Source organism: Rossellomorea sp. NPDC071047, assembly GCF_050270195.1.
Classification (GTDB): Bacteria; Bacillota; Bacilli; order Bacillales; family Bacillaceae_B; genus Rossellomorea.
Genome location: NZ_JBNNJT010000004.1, coordinates 72,444 through 95,137, shown reverse-complemented (window position 1 = coordinate 95,137; position 22,694 = coordinate 72,444). Strand labels below are relative to the sequence as shown.

24 protein-coding genes are annotated in these 22,694 nt (G+C 42.0%); 7 read left to right on the top strand and 17 right to left on the bottom strand.

Features of this window, described 5'->3' with window-relative positions:
* The first annotated feature begins 9 nt into the window (after window positions 1-9).
* From ACQKFO_RS14830 to ACQKFO_RS14820, 3 genes are all read left to right on the top strand, one after another.
* Complete coding sequence (locus ACQKFO_RS14830; RefSeq protein WP_427599646.1) at window positions 10-1,314, top strand: UDP-glucose dehydrogenase family protein; 1,305 nt, start codon at window positions 10-12, stop codon at window positions 1,312-1,314.
* 71 nt (window positions 1,315-1,385) lie between these two features.
* On the top strand, window positions 1,386-2,522 hold the full coding sequence (locus ACQKFO_RS14825) for a glycosyltransferase family 2 protein (protein WP_427599644.1): 1,137 nt from the start codon (window positions 1,386-1,388) through the stop codon (window positions 2,520-2,522).
* Between the two features lie 174 nt (window positions 2,523-2,696).
* A complete protein-coding gene (locus ACQKFO_RS14820; RefSeq protein ID WP_427599642.1) occupies window positions 2,697-4,508 on the top strand; it encodes an LTA synthase family protein in 1,812 nt (603 codons plus the stop codon).
* Between the two features lie 16 nt (window positions 4,509-4,524).
* On the opposite strand, the gene ACQKFO_RS14815 is transcribed toward ACQKFO_RS14820, so the two are convergent.
* The 3 genes from ACQKFO_RS14815 to ACQKFO_RS14805 form a co-directional block, all read right to left on the bottom strand.
* Complete coding sequence (locus ACQKFO_RS14815) at window positions 4,525-4,992, bottom strand: SRPBCC family protein (RefSeq protein WP_427599640.1); 468 nt, start codon at window positions 4,990-4,992, stop codon at window positions 4,525-4,527.
* Between the two features lie 458 nt (window positions 4,993-5,450).
* The gene (locus tag ACQKFO_RS14810) at window positions 5,451-6,512 is read right to left on the bottom strand and encodes a glycosyltransferase family 4 protein (protein WP_427599638.1); all 1,062 of its coding nucleotides are present in this window, start codon (window positions 6,510-6,512) and stop codon (window positions 5,451-5,453) included.
* A gap of 372 nt (window positions 6,513-6,884) precedes the next feature.
* Window positions 6,885-7,529, bottom strand: coding sequence for a YigZ family protein (locus ACQKFO_RS14805; protein WP_427599636.1), 645 nt, complete (start codon window positions 7,527-7,529; stop codon window positions 6,885-6,887).
* Window positions 7,530-8,069: 540 nt separating this feature from the next.
* On the opposite strand from ACQKFO_RS14805, the gene ACQKFO_RS14800 reads away from it, so the two are divergent.
* The 3 genes from ACQKFO_RS14800 to ACQKFO_RS14790 all read left to right on the top strand — a co-directional run bounded on the left by ACQKFO_RS14800 (window position 8,070) and on the right by ACQKFO_RS14790 (window position 10,588).
* Window positions 8,070-9,212: a sensor histidine kinase gene (locus ACQKFO_RS14800; protein ID WP_427599998.1), complete on the top strand. Its 1,143-nt coding sequence runs from the start codon at window positions 8,070-8,072 to the stop codon at window positions 9,210-9,212.
* Between the two features lie 30 nt (window positions 9,213-9,242).
* On the top strand, window positions 9,243-9,920 hold the full coding sequence (locus ACQKFO_RS14795; RefSeq protein ID WP_427599634.1) for a response regulator: 678 nt from the start codon (window positions 9,243-9,245) through the stop codon (window positions 9,918-9,920).
* A gap of 533 nt (window positions 9,921-10,453) precedes the next feature.
* Entirely contained in the window at window positions 10,454-10,588 is a 135-nt protein-coding gene (locus ACQKFO_RS14790; RefSeq protein ID WP_427599632.1) for a hypothetical protein, read from the top strand.
* Window positions 10,589-10,746: 158 nt separating this feature from the next.
* On the opposite strand, the gene treR is transcribed toward ACQKFO_RS14790, so the two are convergent.
* Window positions 10,747-11,469, bottom strand: coding sequence for a trehalose operon repressor (gene treR, locus ACQKFO_RS14785; RefSeq protein ID WP_427599630.1), 723 nt, complete (start codon window positions 11,467-11,469; stop codon window positions 10,747-10,749).
* A 118-nt stretch (window positions 11,470-11,587) separates the two neighbouring features.
* On the opposite strand from treR, the gene ACQKFO_RS14780 reads away from it, so the two are divergent.
* Window positions 11,588-12,193 carry a hypothetical protein gene (locus ACQKFO_RS14780; protein WP_427599629.1) on the top strand — a complete coding sequence of 202 codons (606 nt, stop codon included), beginning with the start codon at window positions 11,588-11,590 and terminating at the stop codon, window positions 12,191-12,193.
* A 36-nt stretch (window positions 12,194-12,229) separates the two neighbouring features.
* On the opposite strand, the gene ACQKFO_RS14775 is transcribed toward ACQKFO_RS14780, so the two are convergent.
* The 13 genes from ACQKFO_RS14775 to ACQKFO_RS14715 form a co-directional block, all read right to left on the bottom strand.
* Entirely contained in the window at window positions 12,230-12,385 is a 156-nt protein-coding gene (locus tag ACQKFO_RS14775; protein ID WP_427599627.1) for a Spo0E family sporulation regulatory protein-aspartic acid phosphatase, read from the bottom strand.
* 72 nt (window positions 12,386-12,457) lie between these two features.
* Window positions 12,458-12,706 carry a hypothetical protein gene (locus ACQKFO_RS14770; protein ID WP_427599625.1) on the bottom strand — a complete coding sequence of 83 codons (249 nt, stop codon included), beginning with the start codon at window positions 12,704-12,706 and terminating at the stop codon, window positions 12,458-12,460.
* A gap of 11 nt (window positions 12,707-12,717) precedes the next feature.
* Window positions 12,718-13,107 (bottom strand): DUF4176 domain-containing protein, encoded by a 390-nt coding sequence (locus ACQKFO_RS14765; protein WP_262372016.1) that lies wholly within the window; start codon window positions 13,105-13,107, stop codon window positions 12,718-12,720.
* Entirely contained in the window at window positions 13,097-13,405 is a 309-nt protein-coding gene (locus ACQKFO_RS14760) for a DUF4176 domain-containing protein (RefSeq protein ID WP_148996429.1), read from the bottom strand. Before ACQKFO_RS14760 ends, ACQKFO_RS14765 begins: the two co-directional genes overlap by 11 nt.
* Window positions 13,398-13,643: a hypothetical protein gene (locus ACQKFO_RS14755; protein WP_427599623.1), complete on the bottom strand. Its 246-nt coding sequence runs from the start codon at window positions 13,641-13,643 to the stop codon at window positions 13,398-13,400. The genes ACQKFO_RS14760 and ACQKFO_RS14755 overlap by 8 nt, the downstream gene beginning before the upstream one ends.
* Window positions 13,644-13,676: 33 nt before the next feature.
* Complete coding sequence (locus ACQKFO_RS14750) at window positions 13,677-15,140, bottom strand: T7SS effector LXG polymorphic toxin (protein WP_427599622.1); 1,464 nt, start codon at window positions 15,138-15,140, stop codon at window positions 13,677-13,679.
* A gap of 16 nt (window positions 15,141-15,156) precedes the next feature.
* Window positions 15,157-15,435 carry a DUF5344 family protein gene (locus ACQKFO_RS14745; RefSeq protein WP_427599621.1) on the bottom strand — a complete coding sequence of 93 codons (279 nt, stop codon included), beginning with the start codon at window positions 15,433-15,435 and terminating at the stop codon, window positions 15,157-15,159.
* On the bottom strand, window positions 15,432-15,797 hold the full coding sequence (locus ACQKFO_RS14740; protein WP_427599619.1) for a YwqH-like family protein: 366 nt from the start codon (window positions 15,795-15,797) through the stop codon (window positions 15,432-15,434). The genes ACQKFO_RS14745 and ACQKFO_RS14740 overlap by 4 nt, the downstream gene beginning before the upstream one ends.
* 817 nt (window positions 15,798-16,614) lie before the next feature.
* Window positions 16,615-18,300 carry an alpha,alpha-phosphotrehalase gene (gene treC / locus ACQKFO_RS14735; RefSeq protein ID WP_427599618.1) on the bottom strand — a complete coding sequence of 562 codons (1,686 nt, stop codon included), beginning with the start codon at window positions 18,298-18,300 and terminating at the stop codon, window positions 16,615-16,617.
* A 337-nt stretch (window positions 18,301-18,637) separates the two neighbouring features.
* Window positions 18,638-20,053: a PTS system trehalose-specific EIIBC component gene (gene treP / locus ACQKFO_RS14730; protein WP_427599616.1), complete on the bottom strand. Its 1,416-nt coding sequence runs from the start codon at window positions 20,051-20,053 to the stop codon at window positions 18,638-18,640.
* Window positions 20,054-20,485: 432 nt separating this feature from the next.
* Entirely contained in the window at window positions 20,486-20,740 is a 255-nt protein-coding gene (locus ACQKFO_RS14725; RefSeq protein ID WP_427599615.1) for a hypothetical protein, read from the bottom strand.
* 82 nt (window positions 20,741-20,822) lie between these two features.
* Complete coding sequence (locus tag ACQKFO_RS14720; protein WP_427599614.1) at window positions 20,823-21,074, bottom strand: hypothetical protein; 252 nt, start codon at window positions 21,072-21,074, stop codon at window positions 20,823-20,825.
* A gap of 160 nt (window positions 21,075-21,234) precedes the next feature.
* Window positions 21,235-22,281, bottom strand: a complete 1,047-nt coding sequence (locus ACQKFO_RS14715) for an acyltransferase (RefSeq protein WP_427599612.1) — start codon at window positions 22,279-22,281, stop codon at window positions 21,235-21,237.
* Window positions 22,282-22,694 lie beyond the last annotated feature (413 nt).

Below are 22,694 nucleotides of genomic sequence, written 5' to 3'. Positions count from 1 at the left end.
GAAATTAAGATGAACATTTGTGTAATTGGTACAGGTTATGTAGGACTAGTTTCAGGTGTGTGCTTCAGTGATGCCGGAAACAAGGTGACATGCCTCGATATAGACGCTCAAAAAGTAGAAAACCTGAAAAATGGCATCATTCCTATTTATGAGCCGGGTTTGACAGAATTGGTAGAAAAGAACATCAACGAAGGTCGCTTATTCTTTACAACAGACTATGCTGAAGGAATGAATGATGCGGACCTTGTCATCATCGCGGTTGGAACGCCTCCAAAAGAAAATGGCGAAGCGAATCTGCAATATATCGAAGCGGCTGCCCGCTCCATCGCTGAGCATTTGAATGACTATAAAGTCATTGTCACTAAGAGTACAGTTCCTGTGGGAACAGGTGCCATGATCAAAGGTGTCATCAAACAAGTGGTCGGACATGACGAATTCGATGTGGCATCAAACCCTGAGTTCCTTCGTGAAGGATCGGCCATCCACGATACAGTGAACATGGAGAGAGCGGTCATCGGTGTGGAATCAGAAAAAGCGGAAGCGATTCTGAAGGAATTACATGCTCCTTTCACCAAAAATATCGTCGTGACAAATATTGAAACATCTGAAATGATTAAATACGCATCCAATGCGTTCCTTGCAACGAAAATCAGCTTTATTAATGAAGTCGCCAACGTGTGTGAGCTGGTTGGAGCAGACGTGACCAAGGTAGCAGAAGGAATGGGTTATGACCCGCGTATCGGCCCTCAATTCCTGAACGCAGGAATCGGTTACGGAGGTTCTTGTTTCCCTAAAGATACAAGTGCCCTTGTAAAGATTGCGGACCAAGTAGGGTATGACTTCAAGATTGTCAAAGACGTTGAAGAGGTGAATGGTCTTCAGCGCTACAAGGTTGTGGATAAACTGGTAGAAGCCTTCAATGGCGACCTGTCGAACAAAAAAATTGCCGTACTGGGTCTTGCATTTAAGCCGAATACAGATGACATGAGGGACGCCCCTTCTGTTGATGTGATTCCGAAGCTGCAAGAGCTTGGAGCGGACATCGTCGCTTATGATCGCATTGCAGAGAAGAATGCGAAGGCGCTTATTCCGAACCTGCGTACAGGTCAAGATTTATATGAAGTCATTCAAAACTCTGATGCCATCCTGATCTTAACGGAGTGGGATGAAGTGAGAGAGCTTGATTTAGAGAAAGTATCTACAATTGTAGATAGCAAGATCATTGTGGATGGACGCAATATCTTTGATCCGGCTCATATGGAAGAGAACGGATTCTACTATGCGTCTATCGGAAGAAAAACGATCAAAGCATAATAAGACAGGTGGATCCTTCATCAGGGTCCACCTTCAATTGGTAATAAGGATAGATGAGAGGAAGTCATGACATGATACTAGAAATAATCTTTTGGCTGCTGATAATTCTTTCGGTTTACATCTATGCCGGTTATCCGATTCTCCTGAAGCTCCTAACTGGGGTTGTGAAAAAGGATCGAATCACGGAAACAGGCTATGAACCAAAGGTAACGCTCTTTATTGCAGCGTACAACGAAGAGAAAGTCATCGCTGAAAAAGTACAAAACTCTGTGGACCTTGATTATCCACAGGACAAGCTTGAAATCATCGTGGTGTCAGATGATTCATCCGACAGAACGAATGACATCGTCAACGAGTTCGTGGCGAAATATCCCAACGTGAAGCTGAATGTCGTCAAAGGAAGACAAGGGAAGACCGCGGCACTGAACAAGTCCGTCCCTCTGGCAACTGGCGAGGTCCTTGTATTCTCCGATGCGAACTCGCTTTACAATAAGGATGCCGTCCATCATTTAGTGAAGCACTTTAAAGATGAAGAAATCGGTGGGGTTTGTGGTGAGCTTCGTTTGACGAATCCAACAAACTCATCCATCGGGGAGTCAGAGGGTGCTTATTGGAAGTATGAAAAGCTCCTGAAAATGCTTGAGACGGCAACAGGTACGACGATTGTAGCAAATGGTTCGATCTATGCGCTGCGCAAGGAATTATTCAAGGAGATGAATCCAAACGTAGGGGATGATATGCAGAACCCGCTGATCATCATCAACCAGCAAAAGCGATTCGTCTATGAACCTAATGCGATTACGATGGAAGAGACATCACCAAAATCATCAGAAGAATTTGGCCGTAAAGTCCGTATCGTCACACGAAGCTTTACAGGAATCATGAGCTACAAGAATGTGTTGAACCCGTTCAGGAATTTCGATTTCTTCTATAAATACATGTCTCATAAATTTTTAAGATGGTTAGTTCCTTATTATATGATTGCCATTTTCATCATCAATCTTTTCTTACTGGATCAGCCATTATATCAAGTCATGTTTGGCTTACAATTGCTATTCTATATCCTCGCACTGGCAGGCAAAGTGACGAGCAGCAAAATTACCTATATCCCATACTACTTCTGCCTGGTAAACTATGCAGCCTTCCTTGGTACACTGAGAGCCATCTCAGGTAAGAGACAGGCAACATGGACTCCAACTAGTAGATAATGGAAATACAAACCCGGTTTGAGCCTTCTCAAATCGGGTTTTTTCGCGTGTTTTTTAATTGTGTCCCACTCGATCACAGTCGAATTCTACAAAAGAATGTCAAACCCTGACTTTATAAGTAAAGTAAAAAGTGTTAAAATTTTATTACAATTATGTAAACGGGGTATAAAGATTATGAATCTAGTAAACAAGTTAAAAGAGGGATTGCTATCCATATGGAAAGACAAGCTCATCCTGATCTCTGCCATAGGTCTTTCCATTAAAGTCGTCTTATTCTATTTATTTTTAGGAAAAGGCCTATTTGAAGTGAAAAGCTTATTTGTCACACTTCCCGGCAGTATTTTGATGTTATTTTCATTTGTGTTTTTGTTTAAGACATGGTCCAGGAAGACGGCCATCATCGGACTTAATATTATTGCGACCTTCCTGTTGCTGTCCCAGCTATGGTATATCCGCTATTTTGGAACACCGTTATCGTTCTTTGCCTTGCTGCAGACGTCTAATCTGTCAGGATTAGGGCCGAGCATAATGGAATTGATCAACGGGCTGGATGTCCTATTTGTAGTAGATATCATCTTATTGCTCATTCTTACTAAAAAGAAATCATTTTCGATTCCTAAGGTGCAATGGAAAACCTTTATCATACTCTTCCTTGCAGGTTTCAGCATCCTTGCCGTGAAGCCTTTGAAGAATCACTATGTAGATGGCACGCCATACGCCCAAATCTTTAAGATTTACGATCGCTATGATTACATATTGAAGTTCAACCCGCTTCAATACAGTGTGCTGGATATGTACCTGTTTTATCAAAACAATCGTTACATTGACTTGAACGAGGATGAAGAAAAGCTCGTGAAAGACTGGTTTGATAATAAAAATGAATATAGAGAAAAGAGACTGTACTTAAATAACAAGTATGAAGGAGTCGGAGAAGGGAAAAACCTTCTCATCCTCCAATTCGAATCCCTTGAAAATTGGGTGCTGAATAAAAAGGTGAATGGGAAAGAAGTAACCCCTAACCTGAACAAACTGTTGAAGAACAGTATCTATGCCTCTAACTTCTATCCGCAAACAAAGGGCGGAAGAAGCTCTGATGCAGAGTTTGTAGTAAATACATCCCTGCTGCCGGTAATGGAGGGAAGTACATTCTTCCGGTATCCGACGAATGATTACACGACGCTACCCGGTCTATTGAAGGAAAAGGGATATTCCACCTATGCTTTTCATGGTGACGAGGGAACGTATTGGAACAGAAGGGAAGCTTACCCGCATATCGATATCGACGAATATCATGCCATTGAGGAATTCCATGAAGGCGAAGAAATCGGAATGGGCTTGAGTGATGAAGAATTTTTTCATCAATCGGTTGAATTCCTGAGCAAAAAGGAGCAGCCTTATTATGGCTATCTGATCACATTAACAAGTCATACACCGTTCGTAATCCCTGAACAATTCAGAGGCCTGGAATTTGAAGCTCAATACAGTGACACGTCAGCTGCTCACTATCTTCAGTCCATTCATTACACGGATATGGCAGTTGGCAAGTTACTGGAGGATCTTGAAGCGAATAATATGCTTGATAACACCATGATTGCGATCTTCGGTGATCACGCGGCCTTCGAAAACAGCTACAAGGATCAAATGATGAAAGAAAATCCAAAGGTTGAGGGGATTGATGAAGAAGGCAGAGTGCCATTCATCCTCTACAATCCAGGCATGGAGCCGATGGAATTAGACAAGGCATACGGTCAAGTAGATATCTATCCTACGCTAGCCTATGTAATGGGCATTGAAGAAAAGAAGTATGAAGATGTGATAATGGGTAGAAATATGCTGACGTCCGACGAAAGCTTTGCCGTCATCCCACTCGAGAATACCATCCGATCAGATCGCGAGCTGCCGGAGAAACAGAAGGAATTTGAACTGAAAGCCCAGCAGGTGTCGGATCTTATCATCCGAAGCAATTACTTTGAAGAAAATGAATAACCTTCACACTCCTATCTCATGAGGTAGGAGTGTTTTTTTGCTCTGCAATCTTCTTCAATTCGTTTGCCCTTATCTTGATGAATGTGTGCATATACTTTTTTAAGAAGATGATGTCCGCAAGATTCCCTACTATGCCAAAAGGAGCCTTATATGTGAAGGTATCTTTCATTAGTGTGCCATTTTCCTGTTCGCGAAATTCATGGATATGAGTAAAGGATTTAAACGCACCCTTCACCATCACGTCGGTGAACGAATGGGGAGCGTCCATTTCGACAATTTGAGCCGTCAGTCGCTGTTTGACACCAAAATGAACGGCTTCCCATGTGACGGTATCTCCAATCTTTAATAATCCGCTTGTGACGCCTCCAACAGCCCTCTCTTTCGTTTTAGAGGTAGTTTGAATATGAATATCCACATTGCGGGCTAAATCAAAACAAAGGGACACAGGAGCGTTTATGTGCGTGATATGACGAATCGTGGGCAAAATAGAGTCAACTCCTTTCTTAAACGTAAGTTTCGGACGATCAGTTGTTTGAAATGGGGGACGGTCTTGGATGAATCTAACACTTGCGAAGAAAATTCGACACGGAGGATCAATTAATTGAAATTAGAATCAATTAATCAGATTCAGGATTGAAAAAGCCCAGCCAGGATTAATTATCTTCAATCAGGTTCAATTATATCCCATACTGGATCAATTATCCCGCTAAGACCCATTCAACTGACAGATTCTCCTGCAGAATCGGCCTTCATGCTAGTCTTAGGCCACATTCCCAGCTTAAAAAAGGCTAATCTCCTTATTAAAAGCCTACTTAGAAGTCAAAAAAGATCTATACTTAGTCAGGATCAGATAAAAAGCACAAACAATAAAGAAAACCTTGGATAAACATCCAAGGTTTTCTACTAATCTAGTATTTTCCACGCATAAACGGAAGCGTGTGCTTATCTTTCGCGTAATTTCTTCATCGTATTGATCAATGGCTTGTGCTGACCGATCAATCCAACCACTTCTGCTGTTAACTGAATGATCACCACGAGAACAGCGGAGAAAAGGATGGCTCCCCAAAGAGTTGACCTGGTGAATAGGATCGCACATAGTCCGAAAAATGCTCCGATCGCATAAATGATCAGTACAGTTTCTTTATGAGAGAAGCCCATTGCCAGTAATCGATGATGCAGATGAGATTTGTCAGGTGCTGAAATCTTTTGCTTATTCAGGATACGTCTGATGATTGCAAAGAACGTATCAAAAATCGGTATAGCCAGGATGATAATTGGAACAACTAAACTGAAGATCGTCACACTCTTGAACAATCCAAGGAGCGAGATGATGGAAATACAATAGCCAAGGAATAATGCTCCTGTATCACCCATAAAGATCTTCGCAGGATTGAAGTTAAAGAAAAGGAAACCGATGGTCCCTCCGATTAAGATAACGGTAAGGGCAACGACCATATACTGACCATTCATGGCTGCAAGAGCCATAATGGACGTCATGGCGATAACGGATACTCCACCTGCCAGTCCATCCAGTCCATCGATCAGGTTGATGGCATTGGTGATTCCGACGATCCACAGGATACCGAACACATAACTGAAATTCCCTAAATATATACGCTCTGCCACGAACGGCAAAGTAATGAAGTCAATTTTAAAGTCGGCAAACACGACGATACAAGCTGCCAGGATTTGTCCAACAAGCTTAGCTTTTGGTGACAAGGTAAAGCGATCATCTAGGATCCCTACGATCAGGATGATTCCTCCCCCAAGAATGACCGGCCAAAGTGGAGCAATCAGGTCGTTCAAGTACAACAAGCCAGCTGATGCACCGATGACGATCGATAAGCCGCCCACACGAGGCATGAGTCCTTTGTGAACCTTTCGATGGTCTGGTTTATCGACAAAGCCAAATCGCTTGGCGAATTTGATTACGAATGGAGTCACTGCTACAGAAACAACTAAAGAAATAGCAAAAGCAATTACAAAATCAATTAGAGAGTACATTCGTTCACCTCTTTTTCTTCTATGGGCACTCCAATTGTAAGAATACCACATATTTAATGATGTGCAACATTTTTTTTAAGGGAACAATTACTAAAATACGTAGTGGGTATTATGTCAAAAAAAAGCAGAGGCTTTCTTCATTAGACGTCGAATTTTAGTGAAAAGTTTCAAAAAGTAACAAGTTAATTTATTACTACCCATTAACCAGATGAATCTAAACGTTAGGATGTCCAATTAATTTCACCATTGTAGGCGAAAAAAGGTTATTTCTCTATCCGTCTAAAGAGTCATTTTTCCGTGTTGCTTCTATACAATTAGTATGAGTTTAATGATGGCTTTGTAAGAATAAAGATTTTTCCAATGTAACGTTTTTTACAAGTTGGTTTCAACAGGTGTTTCGAGGTATTCCACATCACCTTCTATTATGTCAGCCTGTCCATTTGTGAGCTCTGTCATCCACTCGATGAACGCAGATTTATTCGCTTCTTCTACATATACCTCGACCTCGACGGCTTCCAGGTAATGAATGTCTTTCAGTTGATAATCGGAAGATCTCACTTCGTTTTCCACTTTTCCTAACCATGTGTAATCAATCGTAGATCTCATGATTCGCATCAAGCTTCTTTCCACAATACCGGCAGCATTCAATCCCTCGGAAGTCGCACGTCCATACGCACGGATAAGTCCTCCGGCGCCGAGCTTGATTCCACCGAAGTAACGGGTGACCACGACAACGGTATCTTTAAGGTTCCTTTTCTTTAACACCTCCAGCATAGGCACTCCTGCGGTCCCGCTAGGTTCACCATCATCATTCGCTTTTTGGATCAGATTATTTTCACCGATCATATAGGCAGAACAGTTATGATTAGCACCCGAGTGCTTTTTCTTAATGGAAGCGATAAACTCCTGTGCTTCTTCTTCTGATTCCACACGATTTACATAAGTGATAAACCTGGAACGTTCTATATTGATTTCATGTTCTCCGAAACCCTTAGCGGTATTATAGTGATGTAACAATACGGTTTCTCCTTTCCATTTCCTTATGTATGAATAATGGCGAAATACGCGTTTAATCTCTGTTTGCATCCTATATCTACTATATATAAAAGTAGAACGGATTGCACATAAATATATATCTATATTCAATTACATACGGAAATAACTGGTTCTGCATGAAATAATGGTAATACAATGTAATCAAACTTTAATCTCCGACAATATGTGACATGGTATAATGGACGCTGATAGTAATACTTCGGTTGTTCCAAAGCTCCGAAAGGGAAGTCGAATGGTCTAGATAATTCCCATTCATTCTCTTCTATTCCCGGAGCGAATGATCCCTTGGTAGAGGTATTACATAGGAATATGCCTAGATGAATAAAGGAGTTTTATGATTTTACATGGAATTGATAATAGGTAGATGAGTGGTAGGTCCATGGACATGATGAAATGGCTGAAACTCAAGCTGGAATAACCGATTATTACTATGTAAGTATAGTTTTACATGAAGCTTACTTCTGGGTTGACTACTATTGTGGAACAAAAGAGGGGTGTACCGTGTCACTTAAAAAAATAGACACCAAGATGTTAGATGGCATCCTGAAAAAGATGGTCGATACGGTTGACGAAAGTAAGGATGAAATCTTCCAGATTGGCGAGCAATGTCGAACTGATTATGAAGATTTGATGAAAGAATTGCTGGAAGTGAAAGAAATGGTCTTGAAAGTGATTGATGAAGGAGATCACCTCCAACAGAAATCGAAGTTTGCCCGACTCAGACTTTCTGAAGTAAGCAAGCATTTTCAAACCTATTCAGAAGATCAGGTAAGAGAAGCGTATGAAAAGGCTCATGACCTGCAAATGAAGCTATCCATGAATAGACAGCAAGAAAAGCAATTACGAGACCGTCGGGATGAACTCGAAAGACGGTTACACGCACTAGGGGACACGATTGAACGGGCAGAAAATCTTTGCTCACAAATATCCGTCGTTCTCAATTATTTAAATAGTGACTTAAGGCAAGTGAATGAGGCACTGGAGGATGCGAAGCAGCGTCAGGATTTCGGTCTTCAAATCATCGAGGCACAAGAGGACGAGCGAAAACGCTTATCCCGTGAGATTCATGATGGTCCTGCGCAAATGATGGCCAACGTCTTAATTCGTTCCGATCTGATCGAACGGGTATTTCGTGAAAAGAGCACAGACGATGCCATCAAGGAAATACGCGACCTCAAACGGATGGTTCGCTCAGCCTTATACGAGGTTCGTCGCATCATTTACGACCTCAGACCAATGGCACTTGATGACCTGGGGTTGATTCCGACCCTCAAAAAATACTTGAGTACAATCGAAGAGTATAACCAGGAGACCTCGATTCAGTTTGTGAATATGGGGCTCGATATCAGACTTCCTTCAAAATTCGAAGTCGCTCTATTCCGATTAGTACAAGAAAGTGTCCAGAACGCACTTAAGCACGCTGAAGCATCACATATCCAAGTTAAAGTAGAAGTAAAGAAAGACCAAATAACAGTAGTTATCAAAGACAACGGCAAAGGATTCGACAAAGACAAACAAAATACGGGATCCTTTGGCATCATGGGGATGAAAGAACGTGTCGACCTTCTTGAAGGAGACATCACGATTGACTCAAAAGTAGGAACAGGAACGGTCATACTGATCCAAGTTCCACTTAATAAGTAAATTTTTCCAAGGTTTAGGGAGGCGAAAGACATGGCAACAAATATTGTTATCATTGATGATCATCAGCTTTTCAGAGAGGGAGTAAAACGAATCCTTGAATTCGAACCTTCTTTCAACGTAGTAGCAGAAGGCGATGACGGTTCAGAAGCCATGAACCTAGTTGAAACACACGAACCAGATGTTGTCCTGATGGATATCAACATGCCTGAAACAAACGGCGTAGAAGCAACTCGTGAATTGATGGACAAATATCCGGATACGAAGGTCATCATCCTATCCATCCATGATGATGAAAACTATGTAAACCATGCGTTGAAAACAGGAGCACTAGGTTATCTATTAAAAGAGATGGACTCAGAAGCACTGGTTGATGCAGTGAAGATCGTCGCAGATGGCGGTTCATACGTACATCCTAAAGTGACACATAATCTGGTTGCTGAATACAAGCGCCTGGCAAACGCCCAAAACTCAGGTGGATTCCAACAATCCGAAGTTCGCCGCCCGCTTCACCTATTAACTCGCCGCGAGTGTGAAGTACTGCAGATGCTTGCTGACGGTAAGAGTAACCGCGGTATCGGTGAAGGACTGTACATCAGTGAGAAAACTGTTAAAAATCATGTAAGTAATATATTACAAAAGATGAATGTAAACGACCGCACCCAGGCAGTAGTGACTGCGATTAAGAACGGTTGGGTGGAAGTACGATAACGTTTAGAGAGATATGAGTATTGTTAATTTGTTGTTAAGAGAGCGGCCCTTCTTGGTGGAGGGCCGTTTTTTGTATGTTTGTTGGAGCTTTGGAGGGGGTTGTTTAGGGCTTTTGATTGTCTGTTTTAGCTGAGAGTGGGATTCTGGAGGGGAATGTGGACCGGAAAGGGGTGTGAAATGCCTGATCGGGAGTGTTCTCGCGAAGGAATCGATCCTGGTCGGGGTGTTTTCAATCCCGCTTTCGGATAATCAATCCTGTATGGAGTTTATTGATCCTGAATTTGATTAATTAATCCTCATTACAATTAATTGATCCCAATTGTCCGATTTTCTTTACGTGTATGCCTGCGTTAACCCCATCCAGGACCGCTCTCCCATCTCTGGCAACAGGCAGAGGCTTGGTTGTTGAAACAGCGTATCTTTTGATTTTGATTTTTGGTCGGAATGGGATGAGCTGGCCATATTTTGTCAGCATTAGATGGGGAATGCCTTTAGGTTTTTTTTTTATCTGAGAGTGGGATTCTGGACGCGGAATGCGTACCGGAAAGGGGGTGAAATGCCTGATCGGGAATGTTCTCGCGAAGGAATCGATCCTGGTCGTGGTGTTTTCAATCCCGCTTTCGGATAATCAATCCTGTATGGAGTTTATTGATCCTGAATTTAATTAATTAATCCTCTTTACAATTAATTGATCCCAATTGTCGGATTTTCTTTACGTGTATACCTGCGTTAACCCCATCCAGGACCGCTCTCCCATCTCTGACAACAGGCAGAGGCTTGGTTGTTGAAGTAAAAATCCACTCCCCATCCAGGAAGTGGACCCGTCCTAATGCTTTCTCCGCGCAAAATCAACAAACCGGAACATATCCAATCGGTGGCGGGATTCCGTATACTCAAATAGTGTGGCATCCTTCAAATGGACAAAATTCTTAACGACAACCACGTGATCATAACTATCTAAATCAAGATACTCCCTGTCTTCATCGGTACACTCTTCTACGACAATCTCTTTTTTGGCAAAATCGATTGGAAGTTCCAGTTCATTCTCCAGATACTCATAAATCGAGTTTTCGCATATTTCTTTCGTCAACAAAGGGACTTGTTCTTTCAGAAAATGAGATTTGTCCAATATGATTCTCTCCCCGCCAATTCTACGGGAGCGAACGACTTTCCATACTTCAGCGTTTGCAGTAGTTTCGAGCTGTGAAGCAACCTGGTCATCGGCACGCATCAGTCCAAACTCATGCACGGACGTCTCAATCTGATCCCGACCCATGGAGGTCTGCAGCTCTTTAAAGCTCACAAGCCCTGAAATGGGAAAGCTCATCCGCGACACATCGAGTACGAGGGACCCTTTTCCACGCAGCTTCTGAATAAATCCTTTTTGTGCCAATAATGTAAGCGCTTTACGTATTGTCTCACGTGAAGTGGCATACATCACCGAGAGCTCGTTTTCCGATGGCAGGATCGAACTGGCTGTATAGGTGCCATCCTGTATTTTTTCAGAGAGATCCTCGAAGATTTGTTTGTATTTATTGCTTTTCGTCATAATATCACCTGCTATTATTTTACCATAATTAATAGGAAGAAATGAGATTGAACTTGAGTGTTGTGAATATTTTCAATAGAATGGAGATAGCGCAAATTTTTGAAAAGGGTGAAGATCATTGTCGAAACAGCATTGGAAGAAAATCATGTTGGGAATTGGCATGAGTACGTTACTATTGGGTGCTTGTGGTGCAGACGAAGAGAAGAAGGAAGAGAACACAAACAGTACGGAAGAGGTAAAGCCAAGTGAAGACCCGGCAACAGACGAAGCGGCATCTCTGAATCAGATGACACAAATCGTTGAGGATGCGAGCGAGCTGAAAGAAGCAGAGGGTATCCCGGAAGAAGAGAAAACGGCGATCAACGAAGCCTTTGATCAATATATCACGGCATTTAACGAAGAAGACTTTGAATCATACATGAGTGTCATCTCGAAGACACCGGTGAACTTCGAATACGCGGACGAAGAGCGCTATGTGAAACAAATCTTTGACTCCGTCGATTCGAAGCGTACTGTGGAAAATGTGAAGATCATCAATTACGCAGCTGGAAAAAAAGCAGATGTGTATGCAGAAATTGAAGCGACAACGAAGGACCCGAACAGCGATAAGGAAGTGACGCGTTCAGGGAAGCAGGTAACCGTATTCCATAAGAAAGAGGATGGATGGAAGGTTGCGGCGATTTTCTTTTTGGCTAGTGAAGGGGAAGAGGAAGCGGGAGAATAAAAGGAAAGACTGTGTAGGACCACAGTCTTTCCTTTTTTATTTCAATCGATGGTAATGGTTAAATAGTTCATCAAGTTCCTGACTAAGTCTCACAGTTGAGGGATGTGAAAAGCCGTAGTATTGTGCAAAATATTTTAGTTCCAAGCGTTTTGTTTCCATTTCTTGAATGATGTTTTGAACATTGACGTTCATTGCGGGAACTCCTTTTTGCTTTATTATCCCACATAAGGAATTAAATGTTAACTCAATTATGTATGTAGTTTACTATTGTGCGCGCTGATCTGAATCTTCCTTGAAAAATTTTGAACGCACCAAGAGTAAAACGATAGCAAAACTATAATTGACAACCGCAATGATCGCAAATGCCGGAAACTGATCAGGCATAGGGTTGCCGGAAAAAAGGGCAGGGCTGATGATCGCCAGTGGTAGTGTCCCGCTGATGATGGCCATAATGGCGAATACAAGCAGGCCGGTCCGTACGATTTTTCTAATGGATGGATTGTCAGTGAACATCGATAAACCTCCTAGTAAGTGTTATCCTCGCGATCGGCTTCTTCACGGATTTTTTTATCTTCATCCGTTACATAGCCGTTATGTAGAATGTCCTCGATTAAATTACGGTTGAAAAATACGTTGTAGTCGGGCGAAATATTTCCTTCCGGATAAGGGACGCCGATATAGTCGAACTGCTTATTTGTGCTGTTTTGAATTTGATTATACCCATAGATCATGACGCTTTTTTCAACCTGTTTCAGCTTTACGACGGTTCCGATAGGAAGGAGCTTTGCAGGATCAAGTTCATCTTCCTGAACCTTCTCTTCCTTAGTTTCCTCAGGTTGATTACTTTGAGTCTGGCTGCAGCCAATTAAAGAAAATACCAGTACAAATAAAATAAAAAGATATTTAGTCCTCACGATGATTGTTCTCATTTCTTTGGTTTTTTTGTATTTCTGCTTCTACTTTTTCTCTCATTAATTCTTCGGCAGGTGAAACGAACCCTGGATGCATGATATCTTCAATCAACTCACGATTGAAGAAGACATTGAATTCGTCTGTCAGGTTTCCTTCCGGATAAGGAACGGCTATATAATCGAAAATATTGTTTGTTTTCTTTTGTATCTGATGTCGTCCATAGATCATGACCGGCTTCTCTACTTTTTTTAATTTGACGACGGTTCCGATCGGTAGAAGGGTGGGGGTTGAATTATTCATTAGCAATGACCTCTTTCTTGAAGAATTTTGATCGAATCACTAGAGCCGCCACACAAGTCCCATATATGAATATAGCCATCATGGACAGAGGTAGGCTTACATTTGAGAGTTGATCTTTCGGAATCACCCAAAGGAGCAAAACGGAAAACATAATGGTTCCGCTTAACCCTATAAAAATAGCATAAAATAATAATGCGAAGCGTACTGCTTTCTTAACGTTTTTTTTGTTTGTATTCATGAACTCAATATCACCCGTTTTTCTTGATTTTCCTTACTCGTCTTCCTTGTCTTCCTCGAATCCGCCCTTTACTCCGACACCGATACCCAAGGCCGCGTATATGCTGGTTTCTAAACCTACGGAAGCACTGGCTCCTGCACTGCCGAGGGAAAGGTCGACACCTACGTAAGGATCATACTCAAACCCGAACCACTCCTCCAAGGGTTCATACCCGAAGAAATTTAGAGGCTCGAGCTTTAGTTCGACTTTTGCTGCACTCACTTCGGCCCCGGCACTGGCAGTATAATTCTCATAATTGACCTTTGCCTCACCCTGGCCAAAGCTTATATCCCCTCCAAGAGGTGAATTGTCATGTGAAAAGCTGGACTTTGAGATACCTGCCTCCGTTTTAAAGCCTATTTGTTGTCCCATAAGGACCGATTTACCAAAAGCTAATGGAGTATATGGCATTGCAGCACCCATATCAGTATAAAGGACCTTTTGATCGACAAATTCGGGAACATCATCCATATACTTCGTGTCCACCATCGAAGCAAATAGTTTGGCTTCACTGGTTCCTTCTTTCAAATCAGCAGAAAATAACGCCCCTGCATTTCCAACGCCATCGGATCCCATCATATCTTCATGTGGCTTCCCATAGCTGACAGTGGTGCTCGGCGGTCGAGGGCAGAAACCGTATTGGGTCTGGGCAGTTCCGTTACCAGCTACGGCTAAGTCGTTACTATAAGAGGATTGATTGGTTTGGAGCATCAAAAGCTGTTCCAGTGATCCATACTCACCCGGAATCGTAAACATTGATAGTAGTAGATTTCGAGAATTCAATCTTTCCTCCAGCGTATTCATAAATGGATGGCGGTGAAATGATTGATCAAGCTCAGTGCCCGAGTATTCCGACACGCTGAGTTTTCCGCCTTTAAACATTCCCTGTATATCATAAATATAACGTTTCATCAGCTGAATGTCATGGTCCACTGTATCCAGGGCTTTTGTTTGGTCAGCGTCAAAAGAGGTTAAGTGTTCAATGGTTCGAGTGATTTCCTGATGAGCCCTCTTCGTATCACCCAGGAATCGCTGGTCCTGGATGTGGGGGACATGGACAATATCACTAATGGAGTTCAAAGTTTCATTTGTTTCATCCACGAGGTCACAAGTGACGGTTTCGGATTTATTCAACCCATCGGTTAACTCTCCATCCAAAAAACTTTGACGAATCAACCCATTTGAATCGGACTCCAATTCAATGGAAGCTCCTTTAAGACTTGAAAGGGTCCTCTCATAGTTTTGAAGGGAAAGGGAGTAAAAGGTCAGGAAGGGGATGTGCATATCCTGATAAAACGAACGGATGGCTTCACCGCCTTTTCCGCTAAATGACTCCTGCAATCCAGTGAAGTTACCGACTGCCCGCTGAAGTTCATCCAGCTGTTTCTTCTGTGATTCCAGTTTGTTTAATAAATCCTCTATACCGCTATGTAACGATTGGTTATCAAGCATTTTCATGGTCCGGTTTCTCCCCCTAGCGTGACATGATGGAAGCCGAGATCGTGTGATCCACTTCTTTAAAGTCTTCAATGGCCTTGCTTGCAGATTGATTGTTTTCGGTTAATACGCTTTTATATACGTTTGCCACTTCCTCGAACAGTTGACTTAATTCATTCAATCTCCTGACAGCGTCCAATTGGTTGGAGGAGGCGATGTCTTTGATGAGTGACGTTTCAAATGATTCAGAGGCAGCTTGTATGTCAGCCAGTGCTTCATTGATATCGGAGAAACGCAGCTTAATATCCTGACTCACATTCCTTCCTCCCTTCTAAGTTCCCTCTCGATACGCTCTTGTTCGTTTGCGATACTTATCTCCAATGATTGAATCTGTGACCGGATCGAGGAAATTTTATCTTCTATGCTCATGATGGCAGTGTCCATCTGGGTTTGAGAAATATCTTTATAAGATAATAAAACATCTTCGCGGACTTCGATAAACTTTCTGGCTAAGTTCCCCTGCCAAGTGGAAGAAGTGAGTTCGGGATGAGTAATGCTCGTTTGATGCCGGAGAAATTCTCCCTGAAGCTGATTGACAGAAGAATAGGCATTCTTTAGTCGGATAAGTTGTTCTTTTTTTTCGTGAAGTTGTGAAGTTAAATAGGATAAATAGGACACGTCTTTCATCCCCTTTTATATTCATTTTTTGTATATTCGGTAAGGCATACGTAGTATATGGTATCAAATGGAAGAGGTCGGGATAAATGGGTAATTTCTCCTTAAAGGTTTATATGAAAAGGGTAAGCCTTTTTGCTTACTGTATACCCATAATATGGTTGTTTACACCTGTATTTTTTAAAAAATTTATTTTGGAGCATTAGAAAAGAGGGTGGGTTAAAACAAAAATATCATGACATAAAGACGAAGAATTTCGGTTTAGGTTCTTAATACCGCTAATGATTTTCGTGCAAGTAAAGAAAAAGAGTACATCATTATCTGTTGTTCAGGAAATTACAGCGGAAATGTTCTCACTACATGCAGGAAAATGGATTTAAAGTGGTGAACATGGGAGGGGGGAGGCATGATGAACTGGGCTGGTGAGACAGCAGAGAAGTAATGATTGGTTTTCTGTGGGAAGAAGGACTTCCTTCATTGAAAAAAGGTATGCTTTTTCCCTTTATTTGAAGTATTTTGTGTAACTAGGCAGTGGTGAAGATGATTTGAATGCAATATTATGCCCGGCAAGCTGATTTAACGGCGAAATTTTCGTTTTAACGGCGAAATTCAGGATATAACGGCGAAATCTAAGAAATAACGGCGATATTCAAAATATAACGGCGAAATCCCAAAATCCTCATCCAATCAACCGCTGGAAACAGCTAAAATCAAATGTTCCGAAAATGAATAATAAACCCGAACAAATCTGCCTTCTAGGAAGCAGACATGTTCGGGTTTTACTTAGACTAATACACTTTTATCCCAGCTTCATTATCTATTATTTATTAAAATGAAACACTACAGACTCATAAGGACGTAACGTAATGTTCTTATATTCATTCGCCGTATCCTCGTAATTAGACAACAGTACTTCACTCGACCAGCCTTCAACATCGATCTCATCAGGAAGAGTGAACTCCGTTTCATGACTATAAAAGTTATTCACCACAAGTAACTTTTCACCAACGCCATTACGGACATAAACGAAAATATCAGGGTGATCTTCTAAAATCAACTGATAGTCGCCATCTACGATGATGTCATATTCCTTGCGGAGACGGTTCAGCTTTTGATAGTGATAGAAGACAGAATTCTCGTCTTTCAATGCTTGTTCTGCGTTGATTTCCAGATGGTTTTTCGCAACAGGAATCCAAGGAGTGCCGCTCGTAAATCCGGCATTCTCTTCACCATTCCACTGAACCGGCGTTCTTGAGTTATCACGGGACTTGTGACGCAGGATCTCTAAAATCTCTTTTTCAGATTTACCTTGCTCTTTTAATATATTGAAGATATTGATCGACTCAACATCACGGTATTCATCGATGCTTGTAAACTTAGGATTCGTCATCCCGAACTCTTCACCCTGATAGATATAAGGGGTACCCTGCATCATATGAATCGTCGTCGCGAGCATCTTCGCCGATTCGTTATGGTACTCACCGTCATTGCCGTAGCGGGAAACGATACGGGGCTGGTCATGGTTACACCAGAATAGGGCATTCCAGCCGCCGCCTTTATGCATTTCACGCTGCCAGGTAGAAAGGATGTCCTTCAGTTTAAGGAAGTCAAAGTCAGCAATCGACCATTTCTCACCGTTAGGGTAATCCACTTTCAGATGGTGGAAATTAAACGTCATGCTGAGTTCGTTGCGGTCCGGTTTCGAATATTTGATACAGTGATCAATCGTTGTAGAAGACATTTCTCCAACCGTCATGATGTCATATTGAGAGAAGACTTCCTTGTTCATTTCCTGCATATAGTCATGGACCTTGGGACCGTCAGTGTAAAACTTGCGTCCGTCCCCAGGTGCGACCGAACCGTCATCGTCAGGGAATTCCTGATCCTTGGAGATAAGATTGATCACGTCCAGGCGGAAACCGTCGACACCCTTCTTCAGCCAGAAATGCATCATATCATAAAGCTTCCGGCGGACTTCATCGTTCTCCCAGTTCAAGTCAGCCTGGGTCACATCAAAGAGGTGAAGGTAGTACTGACCTGTTTCCTCATCATACTGCCAGGCGTTGCCGCCGAACTTGGACTGCCAGTTTGTCGGCTCGGAACCATCCGGCTTGCCGTCCTTCCAAATATAGAAATCACGGTACTCGTTATTCTTTGATTTACGGGACTCAACGAACCACTGGCTCTCCGTGGATGTATGGTTGATCACGATATCCATGATGATCTTGATTCCTCGCTGGTGAGCTTCATCCAACAGCTCATCAAAATCTTCCATCGTTCCATACTCATCGTGGATATTAAAGTAATCGCTAATGTCGTAACCGTTGTCGCGCTGAGGACTCTTATAAATAGGCGTCAACCACACCACATCAACCCCAAGCTCCTTCAAATAATCCAACTTCGCCGTAATCCCCCGAATATCCCCAACGCCATTCCCCGACGTATCATAAAAACTCTTCGGATAAATCTGATACACAACCGACTTCTTCCACCAAGGCTGCTTCATTCTAAACACACCATCCTAGATTGAATTTTGAGGGACGGACCTCAATCGAATTCACTTATATACAATCATGGCCGTCAAACATGATCCTTCTGCGATTTTGTTTTCTTACGGTCAGTCAAGAGGGACGGACCTCACACACATATTCTTCTGATTTTCACCCAATGGGACTGAACACTCCGCACTACTACAAGCTTTGTGAAGGTCCGTCCCTAAACAAAAGGGAGACAACCATCCATCACACTTAACCTGAAACGCAGGCGAGTGGCTTGAATTGATTTGTCCCCCTTAGTTTAACTTGTATATACAAGTTGTTACAACTATTTTCTCTCTTTGTTTATTAGACTGCTTCGTTTTTGCTGAATTTTGACCATACCATTGTAAGGACGAATGGTACGACGATACAGATGGCCATTCCAATGAAGAATGATAGCCAGTATTCAGGAATGATCGATAGGAATCCAGGTAATCCGCCTACACCGATGGAGAAGGCTTTCGTCCCAGTCATCGCTAACAGGATACCACCGATGGCAGACCCGATTAAGGCACTGATGAATGGGTAGCGGTAGCGCAGGTTAACCCCGAACATCGCCGGTTCTGTAATTCCAAGGTAAGCCGAGATGGCAGACGTACCTGCCAGACCACGAAGTTTTTCATTTTCTTTCTTCGCTACAAACATCATGGCAAGCGCTGCTGAGCCTTGTGCGATATTCGATAGTGCCAGGATTGGCCATAGGAATGTTCCGCCTTGGCTTCCGACTAGCTGTAAGTCTACTGCAAGGAAGGTATGGTGCATACCTGTGATAACCATCACCGCATACAGACCACCGTAAAGCAATCCACCTAACCAGGAAGCAGAATCGAATACCCAAACAACACCGTCTGTTAATAGGTTACCGATAAAGAATGTAACCGGTCCAATCAAGATAAATGAAGCAAATCCAGTAATTAAAAGTGCCACTGGGGCTACTACCAATAGCTTGATGGAATCATGAACTCTCTTATCCAAGAACATTTCGATTTTCGCTAATAGATAGGAAGCGAATAGAATCGGCAATACCTGCCCTTGATAACCAAGCTTGTCGACTTCAAATCCGAATAGGTTCCATGTAGGAATCTTTTCTGCACTTGCGTAAGACCAGGCGTTAAGTAAGTCCGGATGAACAAGCATAAGACCTAATACGATACCGAGTAATGGACTTCCGCCAAAACGCTTGACCGCTGACCAACCAATCAACCCGGGCAGAAACACAAAGGCCGTGTTGGCAATCAAGTTAATAATCGATGCGAAATCTGCCCATTGCTTATGAACATCAATGACCGATTTCTCATCATAGAAAATCCCTGGCCCGGTCAAAATATTATTCAGACCCATAAGTAAACCGGCCGTTACGATCGCAGGCAGAATCGGAATGAAGATATCTGCCAATACCTTGATCGCACGTTGCAATGGATTCAGGTTCTGAGTGGCAGCATCCTTCACATCCTGCTTCGATGCCTGCTCAATCCCCGTTTCCTCTGCTAAAATTTGATACGCTTTATTTACAAGACCTTGTCCGATGACAACTTGGAACTGACCGTTGGAAGAGAATGATCCTTTTACCAGATCAATAGCCTCTAATCTTTCTTTATCAACCTTTTTCTCATCATTCAATACCAGCCGAAGACGAGTCACACAATGAGTGGCCGTGCGGATATTATCCTTGCCGCCAATCGCTTCAATAATTTCCAGAACGTCTTCACGTTTCACGCTCATGAAAATCCCTCCTTTAGGTATGGTGCATGGCAACTCTCGTAAAATGTCGAAAGTTGTCTTGAACCCGCTTTCATTTCTATTAATGGAATTCCCCTAAATAGTATGTGAAAAACGCTTCTCCGTATGCTTTCGTAAAAAACTTTCGATAAAACGAAACGCTTTCATTTAAAAGGAATCTTGTTGTATATACAAGATATACTATTATTGTATTCATGTATATACAAGTTGTCAATGGAAAAGTGTAGCGTTTTCATTTGAAGGTAGTCAAAACAAAACTTGTAAGTGGAGAGTGTGGTTGATTTCACTTTTATAAAAGAAAAGGTACATGGAGCATGGAAGAAGTGGTTAAGTGGCTTTATAACTTCCACCTTTCTATCCCAAAACAACAAGAAGACACCCCCTGTAACCAGGGAAAGTGTCTCCAATCAGAATCTATCCTTTACGATCTCTCTCATATTTGTTCCACATATAATAGGTATAAAATAGTTGAGCCAGATGACCAAGAGAGAAGGCCGCGAGAAAGATCCAGGTATAGAAAAGGTCCAGCCCGATAAATCTTAATAGAAAATACAAAACTGGGAGAAGCAGGGTCATCCAAAGGGTTCGAATCATTTTCCTTCTATAAGTGAGCCTGAAATAAACAAGTTCGAAACCTTTGTCGACCTTCTTGGTATATCCCTCCCACATATGGAACCTCCTTTCTAGTAATAAAAAGACATCTGCCAAAACAATGCAGACATCTTCCTTTAATCAAATCTTAGTAAGTACCTTAATTAAGGGCATCAAACATACCAACTGCAACTACACCAATAATCCCTAATATGATCCAGACGATATAGGCGATGAGGATCAACCATCCCAAAAGTTTCTTGCCCGTTATGATCCAGTAGATTCCTAATGTGATGAAACTGAACAGCAGTCCAAGAATCCCCCACAACCATGGATTTTTGTCATGATTTTTGGCATCCATAAATAAATAGATAGCAATAATAATATTGAACAAATACATCAAAGCTTCCAAAGTACCCCTCCTAATTAGTTTACACTTATATGTAAATTTACCTGTTTTTACTAAATGTAAACCATTTTTGGACATTTAGTTTGCAAATTCAACGAAAAACGCCAGCTGAATACCAGCTGGCGTGCTTTCTTTCATTCCATTCTTCTTTATCCGGATGATATCAACCGGCCATCTTCACCTTCTTAACTGGATCCTTCTTCTTCAAGAGTGTCTTATAATTGATCATCGAATAAACCACATAAGATATCCCCAGGCAAAGACCAAATACTAAAACCGCAAACAGCAGATATTGAACAATCAATAAAGATTCATTCCCCGTGCTCATCCACTCCATCACGTTATTCCACAAGCGTTGCCTGATCAACGGATGCTCATGGATCAAATAAACCCCCAATACATATCCGGATATGTAGTTAATGGGCCTTGATACAAACGTAAGCTTCGAGAAGAAGAGGAACAGCGCAAGTGACATCGCAACAATGACAGGGGAGTTATATGACAACAGCTTAAATGGTAATTCCCACGATTGCAGTATGACCAAGGCAGAAACGGCTCCCAGTAAAATGTAAACGCTTAAATAATAGTGCTTGCTTAAGGAAGTCAGGAACTGCCCATGGTGTCTTAAATATCCCGCCACAAAATAGAGGAAGATGAAATGCACGATGCTATAGCCACCGTTCACCCCGAAGCTCCCCAACGGATGGAAGAACTGCCATACACAATTGATGATGAATAATAGGAAGAGAAATTTTCCGTAATCGCTCTTTGATAGCTGATTGATCAAGATATTTAAATAAGGTGAAAGCATAAACAATACGATATACACGGTGATAAACCAATACGTGGACAGATACACCGGGAAGACCGACCTGATGAAGCTCGTATAGGATCCATCCGTTAATTGTAAAACGGTCAGTCCGGCAAAAATAAGAACCGAGAAAATGAACGTTTCCCTTACGACCCTGACCGCTTTGCTCATTTTAAATTGTGACTTGCATAAAAAATACCCGCTAATCAGCACATACACATTGACCCCAACGATACAAAGCACCTTTATGAAATGGAATAGATACTGATTTACCATGCTTAACTCTGATATCGCAATATATTTTGAAAATCCGTAGGTACCGAAATGCAACAAGACGATCATGACCATCGATAGTACCCTGAGAGTTTCAAAGTTTGACAGCCTAATTTTCTCCGCCAATCCAACCCGCCCCTTGTTTACATAAATATAAATTCTATTAATTTTAAGCTATAAAAATCATCTTGTCATTCATAATTTTCTTGATGAAATCATTTTGTAGGTAAAAGGGAGGGATTGCCTGATATCGGCTGGTTCATAGGACAGGTCAGGGGACAGGTGATTCTGTTGGAAAAAGAGAGTAAATGCCTACAAAAGCGTCATGACAAGGTTGGAAGCGCATCCATATATTTCTAAAGTGCGTGAGGCGGGTGATGACCGGGCTTTTTGGGGAAATGAGGACATTCACCTATAAAAAGATTAGTCTATCAAAACGATATGCAATAGCCACTGACAGGCACAACCTTTTGAACAGAGTTACCGATTATGGTAACAATACCATAAATTACTAAACGCTATTATACTGGGGTTTCTTC